Raw genomic sequence first — 23,675 nt, 5'->3', positions numbered from 1 at the left:
TTCAATATACAATAATACATAAGCATGGTTGTTATCCAACACTAGACCTATCTCTTGTCTAGTAATCGCAAATAAAACTCATAAAGGAAGTGGCGCTTTGGTAAACAAACCGACTGATCGACGCATTCTTCGTACTAAAAGAATGATTCGGGATGCGTTTATAGAGGTAATGAGTCATAAGGGTTTTGAAGGAGTAACGGTAAGTGAGATTACTGAAAAAGCTGACATAAATCGTGGGACCTTCTACAAACATTTCCGAGATAAATATGATCTTCTTGAGAAAAGCGAAGGTGAGACGCTAAGAGAAATAAGTGAAATAATTATAGATGCCGAACAGATTCATAATCAAAAAGACTTGAAAGGATATATTGAATCTGAACCACTTCCCCATATTTATAATTTAATAACATATATCGCAAATCACTCTACTTATATCAAAACAATGTTAGGACCTAAGGGAGATCCATCCTTTCCAAACAAATTGAAAGAGCTGATAAAGAAAACAATCTTGTTGAATCTAGGAGATCGCTTAAAGCAGGAAGGTGTGCCGTCTGATTACCTTATTGCTTATGTAACCTCGGCAAACCTTGGTGTGATTCAACACTGGTTAGAGACGGGTATGGATAGAACACCTAAAGAAATTGCGCACCTAATTACACGATTCACGATTTTGGGGCCAGGATTTGAAGCTGGTATTCAATAGCTATAAACGGCGGACAAAATATACCAAACAATTTTGACCACATTCAAGGAGCTAATCTTAACAGCTATTCGGACAAACTATTGTCTTTTATGGAAGAACTAAAAAACTTAGATGAAACGTTAAAGGAAAAAGCATCTCTTAAAAACATGGAAGATTTTATTATGCTGGAAGGCGAAGTAGATCTAAAAGGAAAAGTAATGTGGACAGGGGGAAACCTGTTATCCTTTAGGAGCCATTCTCAAATTTGTCTTTGAATCAGACCAATCGTTTCTAAAATATTTAATAAAAGAATTTAGCGCTATTTTAGAGGAGATTCCAGTAATGGGAAAACGCTAAGAGGTTATTTTTATTAATCCATATTATCGGAGCGAAAGCTGAAGATCGTACTAACGGTCTTCAGCTATTACTTTTTTAAGCACTTTGCGAGATAATGAATAGAAGGGGAATCAATAGATACCATTCCTATTCTAAATCATAGAACTAGTAGATTAATAGAGCATTTGGAGGAGAATTATGGCCAGGTTAAAGCGAAATCTCAAAAGGTTTTTTATATTTTTACTTATTTTAGTTGCTTTTATGTACTTAAATAACACATCATTCTTTACAAAAGAGAATAATAAAGAGCCTTTATTACTGGCACACCGTGGAGTGGCACAAACCTTTCATATGGAAGGAATTACAGGGGAAACCTGTACAGCGGAGAGAATATACGAGCCTGAGCATCCATTTATAGAAAACACCATCCCTTCCATGGAAGCGGCTTTTGAGGCTGGTGCAGATGTTGTCGAGTTGGATGTTCAACCCACAAAAGATGGAAAGTTTGCTGTTTTTCATGATTGGACACTAGAATGTAGAACTGATGGCACTGGCATAACAAGAGAACACACAATGCAGGAACTAAAACAATTAGATGCTGGTTATGGGTATACGGCGGATAACGGAGAAACGTATCCATTCCGTGGTAAAGGAATAGGGATGATTCCTTCACTTGAAGAAGTTCTCTCGCGTTTTCCTGAGCAATCCTTTTTAATTCATATCAAAAGTGATGACTCGAGGGAAGGGGAGCAATTGTCTGAACATCTCATTAGCTTACCAGAGAGTAGGTTAAAAGATCTTACCGTTTATGGTGATAACAAGCCGATTGCTTCTTTGAAAGAAAAACTACCTGAACTTCGTGTCATGTCAAAAGATACGATGAAAAGTTGCCTACTTCCTTATATAGCCGTAGGTTGGACAGGATATGTACCGGCAGCGTGCGAAAACACACAATTGCACATTCCAGAAAAAATCGCTCCATATTTATGGGGATTTCCAGACAAATTTATAACAAGATTAGAGGGCGTAAATACAAGATTAATTCTCGTTGCGGGTGATGGTGGATGGTCAGAAGGTTTTGATCATAAGCAAGACTTAGAACGCCTTCCCGAGAACTATACAGGGGGCATTTGGACGAATCGAATAGATATTATAGCGCCCATTCTAAAAGAGTAAAGATGGGTGTCAAGATATCTTGATTTCGCCTCTTCAACATACTCGGAGTAAGAGCTGATGATCGAAACATCCATTCCGCAGTCACTGTATATGTGAGAATTATAAAAGAAAATAGAAAAACGTTTAAATATGTTTGGGGAGTTACGTTAAAAGACTCTGGTAGGGTTATAGCTGTGGGGATCTAAATATGCAGCACAAACAGTATAGAGTTGAAGTTGGATTTGAATGAAGTAAAGATTATTGGGGAAAAGGCATTGCCTCTGAAGCACTAGAAGCTATTATTAGGTATGGATTTAATCACAAAAAGTGGTAAGCAAACTAGGCTTACTCAGACACTATGAATCTACTTGTGGTAAATGTGATGATTTATAAGGTATTCCATTACCAAAAGAGAGTTTATCAAGTAATAGAAGCATGATGGTGTTAAAGAAGATATCTTGATACGGAGTATTCATTAATTTCGGAGCCTTTCTGTAAAATAAGTCAAAATAAAGATTATTGCAGTAAAATAAGGTATATTATATTGTTGAATAGATTCTCTTGTAAGAGAAGAAAAGTGGTGAATAAAGTGGGAAGATATCAATTGGATCGTAAAAGTAAGGTAGCTGTGACAAAGTTTCATGAAAAACAGTCAACTGCCAAATTTGATAAAAAGAATCATCTTAAAAAAATACGTGCGGAGTATTTAAAAAAGAAGCAAGAACAGACGGATCAATAATATGATAGAAAACGCTAACTAAGGGTGTAGTTTAGTGTAAGAACACCTTTCATTGTTTTATGATTTATTGTAAAATATGAAATATAAAAAAATAATCTTTGTTCTATGAACTGGAAAATTGTAGCTAGGGTTCCGCTATTTATAGGTCTGTGACCGAGGGCTATCTCTTTTACTAAAGTAAAAGGCACCTATTGACATAAAAGGTCCGAGGGGAAAGGTTCAGCGTATTTGTTATGCGTTGAAACTTTTCCCCTCGGGCTTTTTTTATTTTTTAAGGAGGTTTATTGTATGGAGAAAATTGATGAAATCAAAGCTGGTGTTGCTGTAATAATCTTGAATAAGAAGAATCAGGTATTATTACAGAAAAGAGCAGATGTAGCGTTATGGGGGATTCCTTCGGGACATGTCGAAATAGGAGAAACAGTTTCTGAAGCAGCTATTAGGGAAATAAAAGAGGAAACAAACTTAGATATAAGAATTAACAAGCTGATTGGTGTTTATTCTGATCCTCATTCACAAGTGTTTGTTTATCCAAAAGGTAAAGTCGTACACTTTATCACAACTTGTTTTTTAGCTGAAGTTACAGGAGGAGAACTTAGTTGTCATTCAGATGAATCACTTGAAATTAAATTTTTTGGACATGAAACGCTACCTGATGATTTATTGAAAATGGACCCTCGCTGGTTAAAAGATGCTCTTGCTAAAAAAGATAGGGCATTCATTCGTTAAAGTTGGCTATTCCTTATTCAAGTAACGTTGGAGTTTGTGGAAGGTTAGATGCAAAATTGGGAGAGAGCTAATATGCTAACTTGAGAGGACCCCATTTTGGATGGGGTTCCCTTTTCAATTTCAGTTAGTTATAAAATAGTCTTCTTGTAGTAGAAAGGGGTTTGAAATAATTGGAAAAGGGAAGCGTTATAGGACTAAAGTAGCGAAACTAAAGAGAAGTTTTCAAGCAGTTAATGAGACGGTTTCAGTAACAAAAAAACGTAACGGAAGGGATCGAGTTGATGGAGGTAGGAAAGTGGGATATCCAAGAAATGAAGCAGATTAAAAAGAAGCTGTTATTACAAAACAACCTTATCATGTTTTTGCTTATTGTTTTGCTTGGTTTTTATATAGAACTTTGGGGATCTGTTCCATTCCTTTTCGGTTTTTGTTGTGCTGTCTTATGGATTTTGGTAGTGAATATGATCTATACGATGTGGACGAAGAAGGTTATAGGGACCAGGGCCATGCAAAAAGATCTGAATTTCAAGATCGATCGTCATGGGGAGAAAAAGTGGAAGGTAAAAGCGATTATAGGTTTGATTTTTATTTTCGTCCTGAGTACTGGTTCAACTATATTCTATTTTCAATGGGATTTAGGAGCTTTAAACATAGACTTTCCTCAAGATACGATCAGTTTATTCATCGTTTGGCTCTTCTATAATATTGGAGAAATAAGAAGAATAAAAAAGCTAAACGAGTATGATGGGGATGTTTCAGATGAATCGATTCAGAATTAATCCCAATAGAGCTTATCTGTTGTTCGGATAAGCTCTATTTTTATGAAATAACATGCGTTATAAAGAAAATAACTTCCATTGCCCCTCGGAAATCACCTTTACCACGCCACCCGTGACTTGGATCGCCGTTTGATCATCAATGGCGTATCCTGGAACGGAAACGCCAGCCGCCCACTTTTCTGCATTGGCGAGTGTATTTTCCGGTAACATCTCGTGCTCGAGGTGAGGAAACAGTGCGAAATCCACTAGACCTAATGTTTGATCAAGATCGTTGGGTGGACGCCAGCCTATGAATTCTTCACCGACTTTCGGCCCCATCACCATGCTCCCGGCACTCATTCCAACATAAACGGCGTCAAGCGATGGGAAGAGGGCGGCAAATCCGGATTGCTGCATCCAGTGGTAAAGATAGAGAGCATCGCCTCCCGATACTAGAAAGACATCTGTCTCCTGTACAAGAGGCACCCAGCGGCTTTCGTCGATGCTTGGCAGCGCGGTGAGCTCTAGAACACCGACCGACTTCCACCCTAAGTTAACCAGGGGGTTTTCCGAATTTCCTGTAATGAACTCCCAGGTTTTGACTCCGGGGCCGACCCAGGGGTGTCCGTACATCGCAGTAGGAATGCATAAAGCCTTGGAATCGGCAATCGGTTTGTCCAACATGTCTACCAGCGCATGGTGAATCGTTGGGTTATTGACCCCTGCTGAAGTTAGCAGAAGTTTCAAGCCACGAGGTTTCGAGGAACCTGAATCTTTCATCCGTTTTTCCTCCTTCTACTCTTTTTGGGTAATCCATTGAGGGTAGTTATCTTTCAATCATTTTATCATGAGCTTACCTTTAAAAGTGAGACAACGTTAATTTGAAATAAAAGATTGAGCTAGGCGGAGGAGTTTGAAATAATTGGTACTAGGTGATGTTCTTGTACTGAAACAAAATATGGAGCCTCAATAGAAAACCCAGCAGTTGTGAAGGTCATACCTGATGGGTGGAAATTAGCAAATGCTAACTATAGGATGTGCTGTTATGTATGAATATCGATTTTTTACTACCTTATCCACGAAAGCTTCTGAGATATATAGTGAAGATGGGAAGGTGATCGGGGAGATTGAGAAGTATTATAAAAATGTTTGGGAAATGCTTGCTGATCTCCTATTGAATGGACGATTCAGCGGAAATTATAAAGTAGTTGATCAAAATAATCATGAACGCTTTCATGCAATAAGAAGCTTAAATATTTTTAAGAGGCGACACTATTTTATTGAATACGAAACTAATAAAGCGACAAAGGAATTTATCCACCTTGTAGATAAAAAATCATTTGATGTAGGTGAGGTAACCACGTTTACTTACAGTGGAGAAACATTCACATTGAAAAAACCTTTCATGGAGAAAGCGAAAATTTATAAGAATGGCTCGGCCATTGCAGAGTGGAACAGTTCGTTAAAGGTGCCATTTAAAGCCTATTTCAAATTACTAGACGAACAATATGAAAATGATAAACTATTGCTTCTAGGTTTGTTCCATACTTATTTACACGCTGGGTAGACGAATGTGATGCTAACTTGATAGGTGTTTGAGAGTGGAGGATGTACAAGGCTTAAGGCCATTCGTTGGGCAAGCCCATATGAAGGAGAGATTTTAGTCATTAGTAACATTCGCTTAGCTTATTTTAGTGTGATGGTAAAAAAATACTTAATATGCTCCGTTTGGTTTTGATATTGATATATGGGGTACATTCCTTCATGTAACAAAAAAACTGACAAAGGAGTTTTTTATAATGGCAGATCGTTTTAAGACTGGCGAAAAAGCACCTGAGAGTGGAACATATGAATTTGTTGGGTTAGTAAACGAATCAAATGAGAATGCGAATACGGAAAATGAAAAAAACATTGAACTAAGCAGTGGAGAGACATTTCCTCCATCTCAATCCAACCAAGATGCGGCGTATTGGAAAAAATCAAATTAAATGGAAACTGAACCTCCGAGAATGTACATTCGTTCTCAGAGGTTTTTTTGTTCTCTTAATGACTTAAAATTCATAATCCGTTAGGCTCACTGTTTCATCAAAGAACCCTTTATTTATGGAAATTAATGTTACTATTATAGAAGGAATGAGATAACTTCATGTAACAAAGGGGCTATACATAGTAAAAAAGGAAAGCATGTTTTTGTACTTACTAAAGGATAAGAAACGACCAGGCACTTTTAAAGGAGGGATCATCGTAATGGATAGCATTATTTTTGACCTAGACGGGACCATCTGGGATCCGATTGATACTGTATTACTGGCTTGGAATAGCTATCTAAAGGAACATCCACAAGTTCATCGGGAACTGACGAGGAAGGACTTTGAAGGAACGATGGGGTTACAAATGCAAGAGATCGGTTTAAAACTGTTTCCTTATTTATCTGAAGAAGTTCGCGAACAGGTGATAAGGTCGTGTTGTGAGGTCGAAGAAGAATACCTAGAAAAACACGGTGGTTCTCTTTTTCCTCAGGTAGAGACCGTACTGCGGAATCTATCAAACGCTTACAAACTCTATATCGTCAGCAACTGCCAGGATGGCTATATTGAATCTTTTTATGCGTATCACAAACTTGAGAAATATTTTCAAGACTTTGAAAACCCTGGGCGAACAGGTCTTTCAAAAGGGGAAAATATTCAGCTGATTGTAGAGAGAAACCAGTTAACTTCCCCTATTTATGTAGGGGATACAGAAGGAGATCGAAAGGCAGCAAGGTACGCCAGAATTCCTTTCATTTATGCGCAATACGGTTTTGGAGAAGTATCGGAATCCGATGATGTGATTAAGGCGTTTTCGGAGCTGTCAAAATTTTATTAATCACAGCGGTTGAAAACGGTTGAGGGAAAGGAGAAAGTGATTTGTTAAACTCAGAACGATGTATCCTAAGTCCTCTTTCAATAAAGAATTATGGGGATGTTAAACGATTATATGAAAATGAGCGGGTTCGGAAATATTTAGGTGGTACAGTTGATGAAGCTACTTATGAGAAGAGATTCAATGAAATGATCCAGTCTCCAAATGCAGCTTTGCATTGGTCCATTCGGTTAAGAGAAACGGAAGAATTCATAGGACTGGTTTTTCTAGATACGTATCACGATAATCAAGATATAGAAATTGGCTATCAATTTTTACCTGCTTATTGGGGGAATGGTTATGCCACAGAAGTCATTACGCACATACTGAAATTTGGGGTTGAAACATTAGGCTATTCTACCATTGTGGCTGAAACCCAATCTCAAAATAAGGCTTCCTGTTATGTCCTTCAAAAAGCTGGAATGCATTTTGAGGAAGAGCTCGAACGGTTTGGAAATAAGCAGTCTAAATTCAGACTCGTAAAGGGATAAATTTCTACTACATTAGGTAATCGGGATTGATCGTATGCGAATACGAGTTCTAACGTAAATCAATTCTCCATTTACTAAGCTCCTGGGGAAAGGAAGAGTCTTGTATGAATGATCAGTTACTTCTATTACTGAACGAAAAATACCCTTTGAATTTGATCAAAGTAGAGGCGATCACAGATGAGATGTTTCGTTGTATTGCGGAACATGGTACTTACTACGCCAGGGTGACCAACTACAAAAGCTATGAGGAACAGGTAGATGAGGTGACTTATACTAATTTCCTCTATCAAGAAGGTTTCGGTGTATCACCAGCCATCACTTCTGTAAATGGAGAAGTAGTCGAAAAGGTCATGCTAGACAGGGAAATGCTTACGGTTGTTTATCAATCGGCTCCTGGAATCCATTTGTCAAGAAAGCTGTGGCAGCCCAATGTGTTTCATAAACTAGGTCGGCAAATAGGTCGATTGCACCGTTTGTCCCAGAAATTTGAAGAAATCCATCCCGTCCATCATATTAATGACTGGTATGAGAATGAGGAGTACGCCTTTCTGAAGTATATTCCTAAAGAAGAACGTACGATTAGAGAGGTGGCACATGACATCTTATCCACAATAAAAAACCTTTCAAAATCCTATTCTAATTATGGATTGCTCCATGGCGATTTGTGCTTAGAAAATCTATTAGTTGATCAAGAATCAAATTTAACAATGATTGATTTTCAAGATTGCGAGAAGCACTTTTATGTTTTCGACCTAGCTGCTGCCGTTTATAGTGCGATGGAATATTCGTATGTTGGTGGGGGGAACATCGGTGACTATGGACGAGCGATGACAAAAGCAATTATTGACGGTTACCAGGAGGAAAATAACTTATCACCAGAGATGAAAGGTCAGCTGCCTTTATTTATTAAATTAAAGGAAGTCTTTGAGTATAGCTTAATGCATATGTACTGGGATCAAGATCGGTTAACGGAAGATCAAGTTAGAATCATGAATCATTTTAGAATAAGGCTTGAACATCATCATTCTCTACTAACGAGTTAAGACTAATAATTTGGAGTAAAGCCTAACTTCTGAGAAATCCAAAAATCAGGCGATTGTAGATGTGAATCACTCTTAATTACCTTTCTATTACCACTCCTGGTTGGAACCACAATCGTGAATGACTACTACCTTAGCATCTTCAATGGCTTATCTGATTGAATCAATATATTTTTTAACCTTTGCGGCAGTTGCAAATCGGTCTGTACCAGAAAGTACTGTGAATTTATCTGCTTTTAACCCACTAGATTTTCCACCTACGACAAGTAATTCACTCGCCACTTTATTGTTTGAAGCTACGCTTCTTGTATAAATCGGGGCTGCAACACGATTGGCTAATAACTCAGCAACAGGGTAATCAATAAATGAGTTTACAACTACCGCTACTTTTAACAAGCTCATCTCCTCCTCAGGTTGATCAGGTTTACTAGGTTTATCAGGCTTATAAGTCACGCCATAATAATCACAAATGCCTTTGGCGTGTTCAATCGCTACTTCCTTTTGAAAATCTTTATCTAGCATGAGTAAAGCTTCAGGTTTGTTATCCATAAAGCCGTTTTCGGTTAGGACGGCGATCATGTTTGTTTCGCGTAAAACGTGAAAATCTGCTTCTAAAATCCCTCGGTAATTTTGCGGCGTTCCCTGTCGAAGGTATTTTGCGATGGAGGAAGCGAGTTTACCAGCTTCTTTGTTTGTATGACCTAAATAAACGTATAGTTCGATGCCACTCGGGTTTGCTCCACTAAATGAGCCATCAAAGGCATTGTAGTGGATTGCGATATAGGCATCTGCTTTCTTGCTGTTCGCAAGGTTTGTCCGTGTTGAGAGTGGCGTATCTGTATTGGTAGGAGCTACTAATAGAGTTTGAAATCCACATCGCTCTAATTCAATTTTAAGATACTTGACCACTTCTCTATTAAATTCATTCTCTTGAATGGAGCGACCGATTTCTGGAAGATAGGGTGTTCTTTTTCCAGGAGTATTCATTCCATGGCCATCATCTAAGGCAATTAGTTTAGGCATAAGCTCACCTCTTTTAAAGTATGAGGGGGGGATCCCTTTATTTATTTGTACATAAGACTTATAACCGTGTAAGAAACGCCTGAAAATTCCACTGGTCCAGTAACAACTGCTCCAGTTAGGAGAGAATTTTCAAGCTCAGGATGAAGGATAGTTCAAAATGAACAATGAATATAAAATGATACAAGCTATTCCTTCCTTATTACTATATGGAATTATTTGGGGTGTGATTGGGTTTTGCGGGAATTTTCACTATAAAAAGATAATTAATAAGAATATTTAGTCCTCATCATTTTCATTCGTTAACTTTCTAACAGTGGAAGGGAGAAAGAATGATGAAAACGTCATTCATCAACCAAAGGATCGAGGCAATCTGGAGAGAGGAATCTGCTAAAATCGTTGCTGTACTAACCCGGATGGTGAGGGATATTGGTGTAGCGGAAGATCTTGCGCAGGACACCCTAATCGTAGCGCTTGAACGGTGGCCCGTCTCTGGTATTCCAGATAAACCTGGTGCATGGCTGATAACAGTTGCTAAGCGAAAAGCCATTGACATGATGCGGCGGAAAAAACGACTAAATCAAAAATATGAACAAATGGCATATGAAGGGAAGACACATGATGAGCCTGACTGGACGATTCATCATGACGAGGAAATTCAGGATAATTTGCTTCGATTGATTTTTATGACATGTCATCCTGTATTATCGAAAAATGCTCGTGTAGCGCTTACGCTAAGAGTGGTTGGAGGACTGACAACAGAAGAAATCGCGAATGCGTTTCTTATATCTGAATCCACGATTGCCCAGCGGATTGTCCGGGCAAAACGGACACTTGCGACGAGCAATGTCCCTTTCGAGGTTCCTCAGAAGACAGCGTATACGGAACGGCTTAGTTCAGTTTTGGAAGTGATCTATCTGATGTTTAATGAAGGGTATGCTGCTTCCTCAGGTGATCATGTGATCCGAATCAATCTTTGTCATGAAGCAATAAGAATGGGTCAGGTTTTAGTAGATCTTCTTCATACAGAACCGGAAAGTTATGGCCTTCTCGCTTTAATGGAGTTGCAAGCATCCCGTTTTAATGCGCGAACCAATGGAGAAGGTGAAATGATTTTGCTAATGGATCAGAACCGATCGTTATGGGATCAAGAACACATTGGTCGAGGTATGGCTGCACTAAGAAAAGCAGAAGAACTAGGAGGAGCGCAAGGTAGGTATGCATTGCAAGCTGCCATAGCTGCATGCCATGCAAGAGCCATTTTACCAGACGAAACCAATTGGAAGCGTATTTCTGAGCTATATGATGACCTTGCAGAAGTCGTTCCATCTCCGGTCGTTGAACTGAATCGGGCGGTTGCTCGATCGATGGCAGATGGACCAGAAGTTGGACTTAAGATGGTGGATTCGCTTCTTTCAGAGCCTACGTTAAAGAACTATCACTTGCTTCCGAGCGTAAGGGGGAGTTTACTCTTAAAGCTAGGAAGAAAGAGGCATGCATATGAAGAATTTCAACGTGCGGCTTCGTTAACTCAAAATGTTCAGGAAAAGAAATTCCTATTGAAACAGGCCAAAGATTGTTTGGAATAAAATTAGATTGAAGTTTTGTCGATTTCTCCATTTACGAATCGTTGAGTAAATAGGTACAAAAAATTCAAGCAAACGAGGAGAGAAAACGATGAAATTTTTATGTATGGGTTATTTTATGCCTGAAAAAATGGATGCACAGCCGAAGGGGAAAATTGAGGAGATTATGAATGAATGCCAGCCACACCTCGATCATTTCTATGTAAGTGGTAAGGTCATGATGGACGCTGGACTGTCAGTCGAAACAAAAAGTTTGAAACGTAATAAAGGAAAGGTAACCGTAACGGATGGTCCTTTCGCAGAAACAAAAGAACTGATTGGAAGTGTTTTTATGGTCGAAGCTGAGAACATGGATGAAGCGATCGAGTTAGCTTCTCTTCATCCGACGACACAATTGAACATAGGAGAAGAACTAGGCTGGCGCATTGAAATTCGCCCAGTTCATTACTTTAAAAATGAATTGAGCTAATTTTGATGCCTCTGAACAGGATAGGGATCTTGAAATAGGAGCGCAAACCAATCAATAGTGGTTGCGCTTTTTTAATCCAACCATCTGGATATTAATGTTAAAATTAAGGAGGTTTTGCAAGAGCAGCAAAGTTTTCAAGGGAAATGGATGAATGAAGGAGGACAGGAGTTTGGCAGTAAAGAAAACTTCAAATGATATTTTTCTAGAATTAAGTGATGCGATTGAATGTTGGTTTGATTTACATATTGAAAAAGCTACTCCGATCAATAGAGGCTATTTAAATTTGAAGTGGAAAATTCAAACGGAAAAAGGCATTTACGTGATAAAGCAAATTAGTCGAGAGCGATATGCCTCACATGACTTTGAAAAGATTAAATTGGAGCAGGATTTCGCTTTGCGTGAACAGGTAAGGCAACAAGAAAATGGCACGCTTTGCCCCAGGGTTCTCATCCACGACAATCATGTGATCCATAAAACCTCTGGTGAGGAAAGATTTGTGATGATGGAGTTTGAAGAGGGGGACAATTTTTTCCCTGGGACGTTGAATGAGAATCAAATGTACAGTCTAGGGCAAATGACGGGTCATATGCATACTGTTTCTAATGGTGGGGTCCACCCAAGAGATAAAACGCCACAATTCAAGCCTCCAAAAGTGGAAGAACGATTAAATCATTGGAATGAGGTCTATGCGGCAGTTGAAGAAGACGATGATTTGGTAGAAATGGTAGCCGTCCAAATGAACGCAACGGAACGGTTTCAATTAGATTGCTTACACACCTGTGAAACGGGATGGGCACATCGGGATTTATGGGTAGATAACCTTCTGTTTCATAAAGATCAGTTATCTTCCATACTTGACTTTGATCGGTTTCATTTTGATTATCCTGAATTAGATATTGCCAGAGCAATCATGTCAGGGGCTTTAGAGGGAAATGACTTTCACTCCAAGAGTGCTAAAGCTTTTTTGGAAGGATATCAGACAAAGAGAAACCTGGAACAAGGCGTGTTTGCTCGATCTCTTTATTTACTTTGGTATTTGGAAAGCCCCTGGTGGATACGTCAAACTATCAATAAGACTAGATACCAAGAAGTTCAGTTTCAGAATGAAATGAACTGGTTAGGCGAGAATCTTTATAAGATCGATGAGATGTTTGGAAACTGGTGAAAATGTGGGCAGCTTAGGAATCAAAAAAAGGAGGTTTTAAAATGAATCCAACACAACAAAATGAGGGTGTACGCTCCAATAAGGAGAAGGCAGTCTCTTTTCTACAACTTGTTTCTTCAGGTAAAGTGAGGGCAGCTTATCGCAGTTATATTGGTCCTGATTTTTGCCATCACAATCCATTTTTCCCTGGGGATTCAAATTCACTGATGATCGCGATGGAAGAGAATGCATTAAAGAATCCTAACAAAACCTTAGAGGTTAAACGAGCGATTGAAGAGGAAGATCGTGTTGTCATTCACTCACACATCAAACAAAATCAGGAGGACCTAGGAATGTCGGTGATACATATTTTTCGTTTTCAAAATAATCAGATCGTTGAAGCGTGGGATGTCGCTCAACAAATACCTCACAATTCACCTAATGAAAATGGTGCTTTTTAATCTAGTTTCGTATTTGGTGAAAGGCGAACCCATTCCCTCTATTTTATGTATCACTGTTGGCGTCTCAAGTAGTCTGTAAAGAAAAATATTAAAGACATAGGAGAAACGATATAGAATGAAATCAATACTCCATCCAACTATTAAACTAAAACCTTCGTTAAATGAAGAAGACTATAACGAAATCCTGAGATTAAAAGAGTGCTGCCTTGAAAAAGAAGAGGTAACGCTAAAACTAGAACTTGATCACAAACGAAATCAATCTCCTAACAAAAGTGTTAAAACTAGCATCAACGAGTTTCTATTTTATGAAGGTCACACACTGATCGGCTATATGGGCATCTGTCAATTTGGTTCAGAAGCATTAGAAGTAAATGGAATGGTTCATCCTGACTATAGGAGAAGGGGAGTTTTTAAGCAGTTGTTTTCACTCGTTCAAGATGAGTGGAATAAAAGAGAGTCGAAACAGATGCTTTTGTTGAGTGATCACAAGTCTAGATCTGGGATAGAATTTATAAAGAGTACGGGAGCTCACTATGAAAACGCAGAATACGAGATGCATTTAAGAGGTGAAGCAAAAGAAGCCCCTACAAATAAACTGCATTTTCGTAAAGCGCTTAATCAAGATGCAAAGGAAATTGCAAGGCAAAATGAAATCTATTTTCATATGAATTCAGAGGAAGAATCAATGCAAGGGATGGATGTTTTTCTTGCTGAATGGAACCAGTCGGTGATAGGGAAAGTTCATATTGAACTACAAAATGGTATAGGTGGCATTTATGGTTTAGGTGTACTTCCCGAATACCGAGGGCAAGGTTTTGGCAGAGAGATTCTGATGAAGGCCGTAAAGGAGTTAAGAGAAAGACAAGCTCAACAAGTCTTGCTTCAAGTGGCAGTGAAGAACAAGAATGCCTTAAATTTATACCAATCGTGTGGGTTTAAAGAGACTTCTACAATGGATTATTTTAAGTTATCTAAGAAGTGATGAAATTTTTTGAAGTAAATTTTAATGAAGGGGATATGTATGACTTATCAATTTGAAGTAATGACACAAGCTCAGGCAGACGACATTTCGTACAATTGGCACTATGATGGGGAGTATTCTTTTTATGATATGGAAGCGGATGAAGAAGATTTACAAGAATTCGTCGATCCTGAACTGCGTGGGGATTCTACCTTTGCGGTTTTGGAGAATAGAGAATTAGTTGGTTTTTTCAACGTTACGAAAGTGGATGACCTTACTTTTGATATTGGCTTAGGGATGCGTCCTGACCTAACGAATAAAGGGAAAGGTCAGGATTTTATAAAGGCGGGATTAGCGTTTATTAATCAGAAATATAATCCTAGTAAAATAACCTTATCCGTTGCGACCTTTAATCAAAGAGCGATAAACGTATACAGAAAGATAGGTTTCAAAGATGTTCACACGTTCATGCAGGATACGAATGGTAGTACCTTCGAGTTTTTGAAAATGGAATATGTGCGCGTTAACAATCTCTGAGCTTACCAATGGTAGGCTCATTTTTTTACGATGAATTTTATCTAAATATTTCCAAAAATGAAACCATTTGGCGATGGCGTACGTATACAAATGAAAAGGAAATGTCTCGTTAACAACGAGCCACTATGATAAAAGATCGATCGGAGGTCCGAGTGCTTATGCGTAAAGGTTATCTTGTTCTTTTAACAATTGTGACTGAATTAATCTTTCTTTTCATTGTTTCAACGTTCATCAATTTAAGCTTCATCGACACTCTCTTTATTGGCGGTATAGGCATATTTGGTGTTGTTTGGCTCTTTTCTTTTTCTATGACCCAACAAAACAATGTGTTCAATACAAGTCTGAAGGGGGTAACTGGCCAAGATGCAGGGGGAATCAAAGTCTTTAGATTTAAAATTAACCCCATCACCCTTGGTTTACTTATCTTTTGCATCAGTAGTTTTGTGATAACGATGATTTATTACTCTTCTTATTTGATCGGGTAGGTTATCAATGATGGAAAAAAGAATGAAATGCATTGAGGGGGGAAGTAGAATGGTTACTTTAAGATTTATGGGATCGAGTGAATTTCAAAAGTATTTTTCTTCAGCGATTGAGGATTATGCACATGAAAAAATCTTGTCTAATAATTGGGATCCACAAGAAGCAATGCACAAAGCCAAGCAAGAGTATGAAATGCTTTTACCAGATAGAGAAAAAACCGATAGGAACGACATATACAATATTCTGATAGAGGAAAAAATAATCGGAATGATATGGCTGGAGCACAAAGGAAACGATAAAGGATTTATACGAGATATTAGAATTTTAGAGAAATATCAAGGCAAAGGTTATGGTCAGCGTGCAATGGAACAGATCGAAATAATAGGTAAAGAAAGAGGCATTAAGAAAATGGGGCTTCATGTATTTGGTCATAACAAAGTAGCGATGGGCTTATATGAAAAATTAGGTTACCACACAACGAATGTCATGATGATTAAAGAGATCTGAGCTTGTAGACGGGGATATTTAAATAAATAAGACATGAGAAATCGGAAGCAGGGGTTAGTTTATTTAGGCACCTGTTTCTTTCTAGTTTCGGTGCCGGTGGTTGCATCGACCCATAAGTTTTTAATTTCTAAATTAGGGAAAATGTGTCTTATTAAACGATGTGTGAAAGGGTGTTTATTATATCGAAGACAAAACGATTTTTGATCTTTCCACTTATCACGATGCTTCTGTTGTTCATTGAGTTTCGTTTTATTCCGGATACCCCCATTTCAAGAGGCCTGGCAATTGGGTTAACAGCAATGACAGTCGGAACAATCCAATATAAATTTTTTACCGAAAAAACGGGTGAAACTAAAACCAAATAGAACGTTTGGAACTTAGTCTCCTTCATCCCAATCTGGGTTCCAGACAATCTCCCACAAGTGACCATCAGGATCTTGAAAATGACCAGCATAGCCTCCCCAAAATGTTTCGTGGGCAGGGTCAGTAATGACGGCACCTGCCTTTTTCGCTTTGTCCATCACAGTATCAACTTCTGTCTTGCTATGGACGTTATGTCCGAGAGTAAACTCAGTAGGACTTGGCTGATGAATGTTTATCTTGGCTTCATGTGCAATATCCTTCCGAGGCCAGATCGCAAGTTTTAGACCTGGTTGCAAATCAAAGAAAGCGACAGCGCCATGGTCGAACTCCTCACCAACGATTCCTTCAGTTGGAAACCCTAGACCATCTCGATAAAAGTGTAACGCTTTTTGTAGGTCATTTACCCCAATCGTGATGACAGATACTCTAGGCTTCATAAATCCAACACCCTCCCATTCATTGTGTAATCATTCTATCACATCCATTTTAACGAAGAGCTCTCCAGTAATGCTTACTGTATGATAACCTCTAGAATCAGGTCCCTTCACCAATCTTATATTTGTAAATTCCACCTGTTTCATAAGTGGAATGAGTTCATTTTTAATCATGTTCTTCACCGTATCCCACGACTCTCCATTTTTCCCGTCGCAAAGCGTTAGGGAAACAGCTCCATTTGGTTTAAGGACTCTAGCTATTTCTGACATGGCTTGAGGAAGGTTCTCCCAGAAGTAAACGGAATGGACACTCAATACTTTAGAAAACTGTTTATCGTTAAAAGGTAATTGATGAACGTTTCCGTGGACAACTTGAGCTCTTCCTTTTTTTATTGCTTTTTTGTTTCGGATCGCTGAAGAATGTAGGAGCGCCTTAGAAACATCCAAACCGATTACTTTGTGAACGGAAGGTTCGTTTAATAAACGTTTCATCGCATACCCTGCTCCACATCCGATCTCCAAGATATCTTCATCTTCTTGGAGGTTTAATAATGAAATGGACCAAATCGTTTCTGGTTTGTGTTGTCGTATCATTTTTTCACCAATGTACCATCCTAACAACCCTTTGGGATGCTGGTATTGGTTTTCAATCATGCTTGCCATCCGTTTTAAAAAATTCATTGGGCACCGCCTTTCTTTTATACATTAAAAAGTATAAGTAGATTAAAAAGATTAAACAATCTAATATAGTTTATAGTTACTATTAATTATTTTTATGGAAGTGATGTGGCATTGGAGATTAATCAATTAAGGGCTTTTGAATTGGTTGTTCGTTTAGGTTCCTTTAGTAAAGCGTCAAGATATTTAAACGTATCGCAACCAACCATCAGCTTACGAATAAAAGAGCTGGAAAAGAGTGTTGGCGGTTCATTGTTTCATCGTGTCGGAAAAAATATGGAACTGACAGACCTGGGGCAGGGGCTTCTTCCCTATGCGAGTCAGGCGTTAGAAGTATTAGTAAAGGGACTAGAAAGGGCACAATCCATTAAAGAAGGAAAACGAGGAGAAGTAAGAATAGGAACATTACCTACATTTACAACAGGACTATTTACTTCAACACTAGTTGACATGCATGAGAAGTATCCTGAAATCGACTTGGTCATTCATACAGGTCATAACCAACAAATTCTTGAGATGCTCTATGATGGGTTTATTAAAATAGGGCTGATTACTCATCCCTTTTTTAATCGTGATTTAAAGACGCTACTTTTGATGAAGGAACCACTGATCCTAGTGGCTCATAAGCACCATCAATTAAGTGAATTAAAAGCTAGAACTTATACAATAGAGGAGGTTTTTGCAAATAGTGGTCCTTATATTTTGACTGATTGGAGTGATGAGAGTAAACACTGGCAACAATCTTATATGACGTTTGGCATGGATCGACTTGAACTTCCTCCACCTACAGCTCTTGACTTTGTTCGTTCAGGAAGTGGTGTCACTCTTTTGACTGAATCACTCGCTCAAGATCTAATAACGAGGGATACTCTAACAAGGCTTATGCCGGTGGACATGCCAGAACTATCTAGGTGGATTGCCCTAGTTAGTTTGGAAAGCGAATCTTCTCTTACTCCAGCAGCGCAACGTTTTGTAAAAACGTTGAAAAATCATGCAGCAACACTGAGGTCGCTTTAAGGTCATTCTCCTATCACTCTAACTTGTTACACCAACGGTCCTGATTGACATCGCTACCATTGATGAATATACTAAATATGTAAGAAAAAGGTGGGAAGGAATGGTACTTAGCGGATGTGGAATTAATCTTATTTAAACGGGATCAAACTCATATTTTCATAAAATTGAGAACCTGGAAAATAGGATTAGTCTGTCCAAATAAGCGATCATTTCATCATGTACCTTTTTCAAGTAGAAGGAGACGTAACTTATATTTGCGTTTATTTCACTATTTGTTAAAGCGTTTGCATGTTATTTGATATGGGATTAGCAGCCTCTCCAGGATTCTTGGAGAGGCTTATTTCTATTCGGTAAGCCTCTCAATCAAATTTAATAAGAGGTGACATGCATGGCTCGAGCGATACAAGTGAAAGAACTGCAGAAAAGTTTTGGCGAACGTGAGATTTTAAGTGACGTTAGCTTTGATATACGAAATGGCGAAAAGATTGGTTTAGTTGGCTGGAATGGCGCGGGTAAATCAACTCTCGTCAATATTCTGATGAAAAGGATGGCTCCAGATAAAGGGTCTGTCACTATTCCCCATGTGAACATTGGCTACTTGCCTCAATCAACAGATAATTACCTGGCTGTTGATGCTGAACTTTTCGGGGAAAGGTTACTGGAACAAAGTAAAAAGCTAGGGTTTCAGAAAGAACGATGGGAGCAGGAGGATCTATACCATTTAAGTGGTGGCGAAAAACTGAAAGTCTCATTAGCGAAGATCTGGGCAAGTTCTCCTGAATTTTTGATCTTGGATGAACCAACGAATCACCTGGATATGCAGGGGGTTACATGGTTAATTGAAGAGGTGAGGAATTATTCGGGTGCTGCCCTCATCATTTCGCATGATCGCTATTTTTTAGATGAAACCGTCACAAAAATATTTGAATTGGAAGCTGGGAAACTCACAATCTACGAAGGGAATTATTCATTCTATCGAAATGAAAAACAGAGAAAGTACGAGCAGAATAAGCGTGATTATGAAAAGCAGCAGCGTAAGGTCGAGATGATTGAACAGCAAATCTCCACGTTGAAAGATTGGTCAGCTAAGGGCCATCGTGAAGCGGGAAAAGGAGGGTCTAATTCTGAAAATCGTCAAATGGGATTGCGGGAGTTCGAACGAGCGAAGGCAAAGAAAAAGGATAACCAGATAAAATCGAAGGTGAAACGCTTAAATCTAGAGCTTAAGAAAGATGGAGTCGAAAAGCAGAAAGAAGAGAAAACGGTCTCTTTTCAGTTTGAATCAACGTCAAAACGAGGGAAACGTGTTCTCGAAGCCAAAGGGATTAAGAAGGAATTCGGGGATCGCCTGCTTTTTGAGAAAAGTCACTTTTACATCAAGCATGGGGAACGAATTGGGCTGATTGGCCCCAATGGTACCGGAAAAACAACGTTTATTAAAATACTCCTTGAGCAGGAAAAGCTTACAAAGGGTTCGCTTTGGAAAAGTGAATCGACTAAAGTGGCATATCTATCGCAAGATGTAACGGACTTACCAGGTGAAAAAACGCCATTAGATTACCTTGATTTATCGAATCGACAGCAGGAAACAAGAGCGAGAACGCTTCTTTCCAATATGGGTATTCAGCAAGAAATTCTATTGAAGCCCATTTCTCAATTAAGTCTTGGAGAACGAACGCGAATCAAGCTCATTCATATGATATTGATGGAATATGACTTCTTAATCCTGGATGAGCCGACGAACCATCTTGATCTTCCAAGCCGGGAAGAGCTGGAAAGAACGCTAAATACGTATACAGGTACGCTGTTAATCGTTTCCCATGACAGATACTTGATTGAAAAATTGTGTACAAAATTATTAGTGATTGAAAATGGGCAAATGAAGCGGGTTGAGATAGGCATTAAGGAATACGAGGAACGACAAAAGGGAACAGGAAGAGAATCCGCAAGGGAAGAATTAGCCGTCATTGAAACCAAAATGACGGAGCTTCTGGGCAAAATTAGTTATTTATCGGCAGGTACAGTGGAATATGAATTGATTGATAAAGAGCTAATAAAGTTGATGGATTTAAAACGAAAAATGGAATAGGTAAGGGGGGCTGAGCACAATTCTTGAGAAGGAATTGTGCTTGTTTTAATAAATTGACATGACCATCGCTTATAAAAGGAGAATATTACCTTTTTATCGAATAAATAAACGAATCGTAGTTTTTTAGGAGGATGGATATGTTAAATTTTCAAAAACCAGATGTGGAGCAATTCTTTCAAACGCTAAACATTACTGACTTTGTCATCAGCCCAGATGAAAAACAGCTTGTGATTACCACGAATATCAATGGTCATTTTAATTTATGGGGAATGGACCTACCGAACCAGTACCCGTATCCCATGACGTTTCGGAACCAGAGAAGCCATGCGCTTCATTATGATCAGAAAGGGGAATTTCTCATTGCGGGGTTCGACAATGATGGAGATGAAAATATTCAGCTTTATGCGCTACAGCCTCGTGGTGGCTCGTTGCTTCCAATTCGTGTTGAAGAGGGAGAAAAGCATTACTTTAGTAGTCTTTCAGAAGATGGGAAGCGTTTGTACTACACGTCGTCGAAGGAGAATCCCACTTACCTTAACGGTTATTGCTATAACCTTGAAACAGAAGAGGTTACGACACTTATAAAGGGAAGTGAGGCACCTATTGAAATCATCGCGGTCAGTCAAGATGAAGAGGATTTTATTTATACGAAGCATTATTCGAACACCCATACACCCGTTTTCGTGAGGAGTCATGGAGAAGATCTTGCGTTAACCCCACCAAGTGAGAAAGAATTCATGGTTTATGAAGCTCTTTTTGTCACATCCGATAGCGTTTATTTTACAACAAACTTTGAATCAAACTATTCCTATCTTGCGAAGTTCAATTTACATACAAAGCATTTCTCCAAAGTATTGGAGCTTGAACAAGAAGATCTTACATCCGTAAAGGCGGATAAAGAAAATCATCGTCTGTATCTCGTAAGTACCAGCGGGGTGGAAGACCGTCTATTTGTGTATGACTTAAGTAGGGAAGCGTACGATCTTAAAAAAATCCCGGTGAACCTGATTGATAAGTTGGCAATTTCGGAAACGGGAAATTTGTATATCCTCGGTGATGGCTCAACAAGTCCGGCAAATATTTATTTTCAAACGCATGAAGGGGATGAATGGGAAAAACTTACGAATAACGTAGTGCCAGGAATTTCTGAAGACATGTTAATCGAGCCAGAGGTTATTCGGTATCCTTCTTATGACGGGCTTGAAATTGAAGGGTTGTTTTATCGGGCTCATGAGGAAAATTCAAATGGCCATGTCATTCATTGGCCGCATGGCGGACCACAATCGGCAGAACGGAAAATGTACTGGTCGTTATATCAATTCTTGTTACATCGCGGCTATTCCATCTTTGCCCCTAATTTCAGAGGGTCAACTGGTTATGGCCTGGAATTTATGAAAATGGTCGAGCAGGATTGGGGATTCGGACCGCGTCTTGATAATGTGAAGGGCATCGAGTGGTTGGTCTCAAATGGTTACGTTGATTCAGATAAAGTGCTCTTAATGGGTGGAAGTTATGGTGGTTATATGGCGCTCTTACTTCACGGTCGTCATGCTGAATACTACAAAGCGGTCGTTGATATTTTCGGCCCAGGAAATCTCTTTTCATTCATTGATAGTGTCCCGGATCATTGGAAACCGTCTATGGCAAAATTCGTAGGGGACCCGGTTGAACAGAAAGACAAATTAACGGAAGATTCTCCGATCACCTATTTAAAAGGGATGAAAAAACCGATGCTCGTCATTCAAGGTGCGAATGATCCGAGGGTTGTTAAAGCTGAGTCGGATCAGATTGTCGAAGCCTTGAAGAAGGAAGGATCACAAGTGGAATACATGGTGCTTGAAGATGAAGGGCACGGGTTTTCAAAGAAAGAAAATGAAATCAACGTGTATAAAAAGATCTTACATTTCTTAGATCAGCAGCTAATTCAGTAAAACTCATTGAAGATTAAGAAAACATTAAATAGGGCGTTAGACAAAAGGAAAGGCTCATCGTAATGAGTCTTTTTTTTATGATTTTTTGTTCGACTTTTCTATAAATTTATGAATGTTTTTAACTCCCAATATAGTAAAAAGTATCGAATGTTCCTATGTTTTCTCTATTCTTGTTTTAATTGGGAATTAACTGGGAAATCCCTCCGCACACGTTCATTTTGATACACCAAAGGAGGATTGAAATGCGATACTATTATACAGGTTTCGTAATATTAGCAGCTATTTTATGGGGAATTTCAGGAGGTTTAGCAGGGATTTTAATGGACAAAGGATGGAGTCCTCTAGTGATCTCTTTTTATAGAGGAGCGATCGGGTTAGTATGTTTAGTCATTTGGCTACTTGTTAAAAGAAAAGAAAATTTGAAGAAGCATTCGTCGAGAACGGTCATGTGGGCCATGCTTGCTGGAGTGGCAGTAGCTAGTAACTTCAGTTTTTACTTTCTCAGTATTTCCGAATCTGGAGTGGCAGTAGCGTCGACCTTAATGTACACGGCACCGGTATTCGTGCTGATTAGTTCTTTTTGCTTTCGAATCGAGTCCATTACGCCATTTAAGGTCATCTCGATGATCGTTGTGATGTTTGGGATCAGTTTATTAACAAACATTTATGAAACTGGAATAAGTGAACTGAATTTGGTAGGAATCATGAGCGGGTTACTCTCAGGTGTTTCTTATGCTCTCTTTATTTTTAGTTTTAAAAATGCTTCTAAAAATAATAGTCCGCCATTTGTACTTAGCACGGCTTTTGCTACTTTTACTGTGGTATTGCTTCTGTTTATTGATCATAGCGAAGCAATCTCGGTATTGTTTTCAGAGGATCTTATCTGGTTTATTACGCTCGGAATCATTGGCGCAGGCGTTTCCTTTTACCTCTACGTAGAAGGGTTGAAAAAAACTTCCGCCTCCGTAGCTTCGGTTATTGCAATGGTTGAACCTGTTACCGCTTCTTTATTTGGATTAGTGGTTTTAGGAGAAGTTCTGACTGTCCTTCAGAGTATTGGTCTTATTGTTATCCTGATCACGATTACGATGTTAAGTGTAAAACAGAAGGATTGTTGAAGAATAATGAGACAAAGTGTGGTAGTAATGCAGAGGATTTGATTAA

The 23,675-nt window shown here is 38.8% G+C and carries 26 protein-coding genes and 1 pseudogene; 23 read left to right on the top strand and 4 right to left on the bottom strand.

Going from position 1 to position 23,675, the window contains the following annotated elements:
• Nucleotides 1–97 precede the first annotated feature (97 nt).
• The 6 genes and pseudogenes from PQ511_RS10905 (at nt 98) to PQ511_RS10880 (ending at nt 4,420) form a co-directional block, all read left to right on the top strand.
• On the top strand, nt 98–703 hold the full coding sequence (locus PQ511_RS10905; RefSeq protein ID WP_273851929.1) for a TetR/AcrR family transcriptional regulator: 606 nt from the start codon (nt 98–100) through the stop codon (nt 701–703).
• A gap of 513 nt (nt 704–1,216) precedes the next feature.
• A complete protein-coding gene (locus PQ511_RS10900; RefSeq protein WP_273851928.1) occupies nt 1,217–2,194 on the top strand; it encodes a glycerophosphodiester phosphodiesterase family protein in 978 nt (325 codons plus the stop codon).
• 169 nt (nt 2,195–2,363) lie between these two features.
• Nucleotides 2,364–2,566: pseudogene (locus PQ511_RS10895) on the top strand (GNAT family N-acetyltransferase); the annotation flags it as partial.
• A gap of 196 nt (nt 2,567–2,762) precedes the next feature.
• Complete coding sequence (locus PQ511_RS10890) at nt 2,763–2,912, top strand: hypothetical protein (RefSeq protein WP_273851927.1); 150 nt, start codon at nt 2,763–2,765, stop codon at nt 2,910–2,912.
• A 288-nt stretch (nt 2,913–3,200) separates the two neighbouring features.
• Entirely contained in the window at nt 3,201–3,641 is a 441-nt protein-coding gene (locus tag PQ511_RS10885) for an NUDIX domain-containing protein (protein ID WP_273851926.1), read from the top strand.
• 311 nt (nt 3,642–3,952) lie between these two features.
• Nucleotides 3,953–4,420 carry a hypothetical protein gene (locus PQ511_RS10880; RefSeq protein WP_273851925.1) on the top strand — a complete coding sequence of 156 codons (468 nt, stop codon included), beginning with the start codon at nt 3,953–3,955 and terminating at the stop codon, nt 4,418–4,420.
• A gap of 57 nt (nt 4,421–4,477) precedes the next feature.
• Here the strand turns inward: PQ511_RS10880 and PQ511_RS10875 are convergent, their stop codons facing one another.
• Nucleotides 4,478–5,146 (bottom strand): Type 1 glutamine amidotransferase-like domain-containing protein, encoded by a 669-nt coding sequence (locus tag PQ511_RS10875; RefSeq protein WP_273852087.1) that lies wholly within the window; start codon nt 5,144–5,146, stop codon nt 4,478–4,480.
• A gap of 298 nt (nt 5,147–5,444) precedes the next feature.
• Here PQ511_RS10875 and PQ511_RS10870 point away from each other — a divergent pair, with 298 nt between their 5' ends.
• The 5 genes from PQ511_RS10870 to PQ511_RS10850 all read left to right on the top strand — a co-directional run bounded on the left by PQ511_RS10870 (nt 5,445) and on the right by PQ511_RS10850 (nt 8,834).
• Nucleotides 5,445–5,966 carry a tubby C-terminal domain-like protein gene (locus PQ511_RS10870; RefSeq protein ID WP_273851924.1) on the top strand — a complete coding sequence of 174 codons (522 nt, stop codon included), beginning with the start codon at nt 5,445–5,447 and terminating at the stop codon, nt 5,964–5,966.
• A gap of 232 nt (nt 5,967–6,198) precedes the next feature.
• The gene (locus tag PQ511_RS10865) at nt 6,199–6,387 is read left to right on the top strand and encodes a YjzC family protein (protein WP_273851923.1); all 189 of its coding nucleotides are present in this window, start codon (nt 6,199–6,201) and stop codon (nt 6,385–6,387) included.
• Nucleotides 6,388–6,646: 259 nt separating this feature from the next.
• Nucleotides 6,647–7,264 carry an HAD family hydrolase gene (locus PQ511_RS10860; protein ID WP_273851922.1) on the top strand — a complete coding sequence of 206 codons (618 nt, stop codon included), beginning with the start codon at nt 6,647–6,649 and terminating at the stop codon, nt 7,262–7,264.
• A gap of 41 nt (nt 7,265–7,305) precedes the next feature.
• Nucleotides 7,306–7,791, top strand: a complete 486-nt coding sequence (locus tag PQ511_RS10855) for a GNAT family N-acetyltransferase (protein ID WP_273851921.1) — start codon at nt 7,306–7,308, stop codon at nt 7,789–7,791.
• Between the two features lie 104 nt (nt 7,792–7,895).
• The gene (locus PQ511_RS10850; protein ID WP_273851920.1) at nt 7,896–8,834 is read left to right on the top strand and encodes a phosphotransferase enzyme family protein; all 939 of its coding nucleotides are present in this window, start codon (nt 7,896–7,898) and stop codon (nt 8,832–8,834) included.
• A 147-nt stretch (nt 8,835–8,981) separates the two neighbouring features.
• Here the strand turns inward: PQ511_RS10850 and PQ511_RS10845 are convergent, their stop codons facing one another.
• Nucleotides 8,982–9,854 carry an N-acetylmuramoyl-L-alanine amidase family protein gene (locus tag PQ511_RS10845; protein ID WP_273851919.1) on the bottom strand — a complete coding sequence of 291 codons (873 nt, stop codon included), beginning with the start codon at nt 9,852–9,854 and terminating at the stop codon, nt 8,982–8,984.
• A 332-nt stretch (nt 9,855–10,186) separates the two neighbouring features.
• Here PQ511_RS10845 and PQ511_RS10840 point away from each other — a divergent pair, with 332 nt between their 5' ends.
• From PQ511_RS10840 to PQ511_RS10805, 8 genes are all read left to right on the top strand, one after another.
• On the top strand, nt 10,187–11,440 hold the full coding sequence (locus PQ511_RS10840; RefSeq protein ID WP_273851918.1) for an RNA polymerase sigma factor: 1,254 nt from the start codon (nt 10,187–10,189) through the stop codon (nt 11,438–11,440).
• An 88-nt stretch (nt 11,441–11,528) separates the two neighbouring features.
• On the top strand, nt 11,529–11,906 hold the full coding sequence (locus PQ511_RS10835; RefSeq protein WP_273851917.1) for a YciI family protein: 378 nt from the start codon (nt 11,529–11,531) through the stop codon (nt 11,904–11,906).
• 169 nt (nt 11,907–12,075) lie between these two features.
• Nucleotides 12,076–13,071 (top strand): phosphotransferase, encoded by a 996-nt coding sequence (locus PQ511_RS10830; protein ID WP_273851916.1) that lies wholly within the window; start codon nt 12,076–12,078, stop codon nt 13,069–13,071.
• A gap of 41 nt (nt 13,072–13,112) precedes the next feature.
• Nucleotides 13,113–13,511 (top strand): nuclear transport factor 2 family protein, encoded by a 399-nt coding sequence (locus tag PQ511_RS10825; RefSeq protein WP_273851915.1) that lies wholly within the window; start codon nt 13,113–13,115, stop codon nt 13,509–13,511.
• A gap of 115 nt (nt 13,512–13,626) precedes the next feature.
• Nucleotides 13,627–14,493: a GNAT family N-acetyltransferase gene (locus PQ511_RS10820; RefSeq protein WP_273851914.1), complete on the top strand. Its 867-nt coding sequence runs from the start codon at nt 13,627–13,629 to the stop codon at nt 14,491–14,493.
• Between the two features lie 39 nt (nt 14,494–14,532).
• Nucleotides 14,533–15,009 carry a GNAT family N-acetyltransferase gene (locus PQ511_RS10815; RefSeq protein WP_273851913.1) on the top strand — a complete coding sequence of 159 codons (477 nt, stop codon included), beginning with the start codon at nt 14,533–14,535 and terminating at the stop codon, nt 15,007–15,009.
• Nucleotides 15,010–15,167: 158 nt separating this feature from the next.
• Complete coding sequence (locus tag PQ511_RS10810) at nt 15,168–15,494, top strand: hypothetical protein (RefSeq protein WP_273851912.1); 327 nt, start codon at nt 15,168–15,170, stop codon at nt 15,492–15,494.
• 49 nt (nt 15,495–15,543) lie between these two features.
• Nucleotides 15,544–15,999 carry a GNAT family N-acetyltransferase gene (locus PQ511_RS10805; protein WP_273851911.1) on the top strand — a complete coding sequence of 152 codons (456 nt, stop codon included), beginning with the start codon at nt 15,544–15,546 and terminating at the stop codon, nt 15,997–15,999.
• A gap of 377 nt (nt 16,000–16,376) precedes the next feature.
• Here PQ511_RS10805 and PQ511_RS10800 read toward each other — a convergent pair whose 3' ends face one another.
• Together PQ511_RS10800 and PQ511_RS10795 are read right to left on the bottom strand one after the other, a co-directional pair.
• Nucleotides 16,377–16,799 (bottom strand): VOC family protein, encoded by a 423-nt coding sequence (locus PQ511_RS10800; protein ID WP_273851910.1) that lies wholly within the window; start codon nt 16,797–16,799, stop codon nt 16,377–16,379.
• Between the two features lie 30 nt (nt 16,800–16,829).
• Nucleotides 16,830–17,477, bottom strand: a complete 648-nt coding sequence (locus PQ511_RS10795; RefSeq protein WP_273851909.1) for a class I SAM-dependent methyltransferase — start codon at nt 17,475–17,477, stop codon at nt 16,830–16,832.
• Between the two features lie 111 nt (nt 17,478–17,588).
• Here PQ511_RS10795 and PQ511_RS10790 point away from each other — a divergent pair, with 111 nt between their 5' ends.
• The 4 genes from PQ511_RS10790 to PQ511_RS10775 all read left to right on the top strand — a co-directional run bounded on the left by PQ511_RS10790 (nt 17,589) and on the right by PQ511_RS10775 (nt 23,629).
• The gene (locus tag PQ511_RS10790) at nt 17,589–18,491 is read left to right on the top strand and encodes a LysR family transcriptional regulator (protein WP_273851907.1); all 903 of its coding nucleotides are present in this window, start codon (nt 17,589–17,591) and stop codon (nt 18,489–18,491) included.
• Nucleotides 18,492–18,879: 388 nt separating this feature from the next.
• Nucleotides 18,880–20,580: a ribosomal protection-like ABC-F family protein gene (abc-f, locus tag PQ511_RS10785; RefSeq protein ID WP_273851906.1), complete on the top strand. Its 1,701-nt coding sequence runs from the start codon at nt 18,880–18,882 to the stop codon at nt 20,578–20,580.
• Nucleotides 20,581–20,717: 137 nt separating this feature from the next.
• Nucleotides 20,718–22,511, top strand: a complete 1,794-nt coding sequence (locus PQ511_RS10780; RefSeq protein ID WP_273851905.1) for a S9 family peptidase — start codon at nt 20,718–20,720, stop codon at nt 22,509–22,511.
• 242 nt (nt 22,512–22,753) lie between these two features.
• Nucleotides 22,754–23,629, top strand: coding sequence for a DMT family transporter (locus tag PQ511_RS10775; protein ID WP_273851904.1), 876 nt, complete (start codon nt 22,754–22,756; stop codon nt 23,627–23,629).
• Nucleotides 23,630–23,675 lie beyond the last annotated feature (46 nt).

Source organism: Guptibacillus spartinae (assembly GCF_028610625.1).
In the GTDB taxonomy this organism is placed as follows: domain Bacteria; phylum Bacillota; class Bacilli; order Bacillales; family Guptibacillaceae; genus Guptibacillus; species Guptibacillus spartinae.
Note: the sequence above shows the minus strand (reverse complement) of the source record. Positions and strands in the feature narration are given on the sequence as shown.

What these genes read in the sequence shown, in the direction of transcription:
- PQ511_RS10800 (WP_273851910.1), bottom strand. Translation starts at nt 16,799, where the DNA reads ATGAAGCCTAGAGTATCTGTCATCACGATTGGGGTAAATGACCTACAA.
- PQ511_RS10860 (WP_273851922.1), top strand. Translation starts at nt 6,647, where the DNA reads ATGGATAGCATTATTTTTGACCTAGACGGGACCATCTGGGATCCGATT.
- PQ511_RS10850 (WP_273851920.1), top strand. Translation starts at nt 7,896, where the DNA reads ATGAATGATCAGTTACTTCTATTACTGAACGAAAAATACCCTTTGAAT.
- PQ511_RS10795 (WP_273851909.1), bottom strand. Translation starts at nt 17,477, where the DNA reads ATGAATTTTTTAAAACGGATGGCAAGCATGATTGAAAACCAATACCAG.
- PQ511_RS10820 (WP_273851914.1), top strand. Translation starts at nt 13,627, where the DNA reads ATGAAATCAATACTCCATCCAACTATTAAACTAAAACCTTCGTTAAAT.
- PQ511_RS10810 (WP_273851912.1), top strand. Translation starts at nt 15,168, where the DNA reads ATGCGTAAAGGTTATCTTGTTCTTTTAACAATTGTGACTGAATTAATC.
- PQ511_RS10900 (WP_273851928.1), top strand. Translation starts at nt 1,217, where the DNA reads ATGGCCAGGTTAAAGCGAAATCTCAAAAGGTTTTTTATATTTTTACTT.
- PQ511_RS10780 (WP_273851905.1), top strand. Translation starts at nt 20,718, where the DNA reads ATGTTAAATTTTCAAAAACCAGATGTGGAGCAATTCTTTCAAACGCTA.
- PQ511_RS10840 (WP_273851918.1), top strand. Translation starts at nt 10,187, where the DNA reads ATGAAAACGTCATTCATCAACCAAAGGATCGAGGCAATCTGGAGAGAG.
- PQ511_RS10775 (WP_273851904.1), top strand. Translation starts at nt 22,754, where the DNA reads ATGCGATACTATTATACAGGTTTCGTAATATTAGCAGCTATTTTATGG.
- PQ511_RS10835 (WP_273851917.1), top strand. Translation starts at nt 11,529, where the DNA reads ATGAAATTTTTATGTATGGGTTATTTTATGCCTGAAAAAATGGATGCA.
- PQ511_RS10870 (WP_273851924.1), top strand. Translation starts at nt 5,445, where the DNA reads ATGTATGAATATCGATTTTTTACTACCTTATCCACGAAAGCTTCTGAG.
- PQ511_RS10885 (WP_273851926.1), top strand. Translation starts at nt 3,201, where the DNA reads ATGGAGAAAATTGATGAAATCAAAGCTGGTGTTGCTGTAATAATCTTG.
- PQ511_RS10865 (WP_273851923.1), top strand. Translation starts at nt 6,199, where the DNA reads ATGGCAGATCGTTTTAAGACTGGCGAAAAAGCACCTGAGAGTGGAACA.
- PQ511_RS10845 (WP_273851919.1), bottom strand. Translation starts at nt 9,854, where the DNA reads ATGCCTAAACTAATTGCCTTAGATGATGGCCATGGAATGAATACTCCT.
- PQ511_RS10825 (WP_273851915.1), top strand. Translation starts at nt 13,113, where the DNA reads ATGAATCCAACACAACAAAATGAGGGTGTACGCTCCAATAAGGAGAAG.
- PQ511_RS10880 (WP_273851925.1), top strand. Translation starts at nt 3,953, where the DNA reads ATGAAGCAGATTAAAAAGAAGCTGTTATTACAAAACAACCTTATCATG.
- PQ511_RS10805 (WP_273851911.1), top strand. Translation starts at nt 15,544, where the DNA reads ATGGTTACTTTAAGATTTATGGGATCGAGTGAATTTCAAAAGTATTTT.
- abc-f (WP_273851906.1), top strand. Translation starts at nt 18,880, where the DNA reads ATGGCTCGAGCGATACAAGTGAAAGAACTGCAGAAAAGTTTTGGCGAA.
- PQ511_RS10815 (WP_273851913.1), top strand. Translation starts at nt 14,533, where the DNA reads ATGACTTATCAATTTGAAGTAATGACACAAGCTCAGGCAGACGACATT.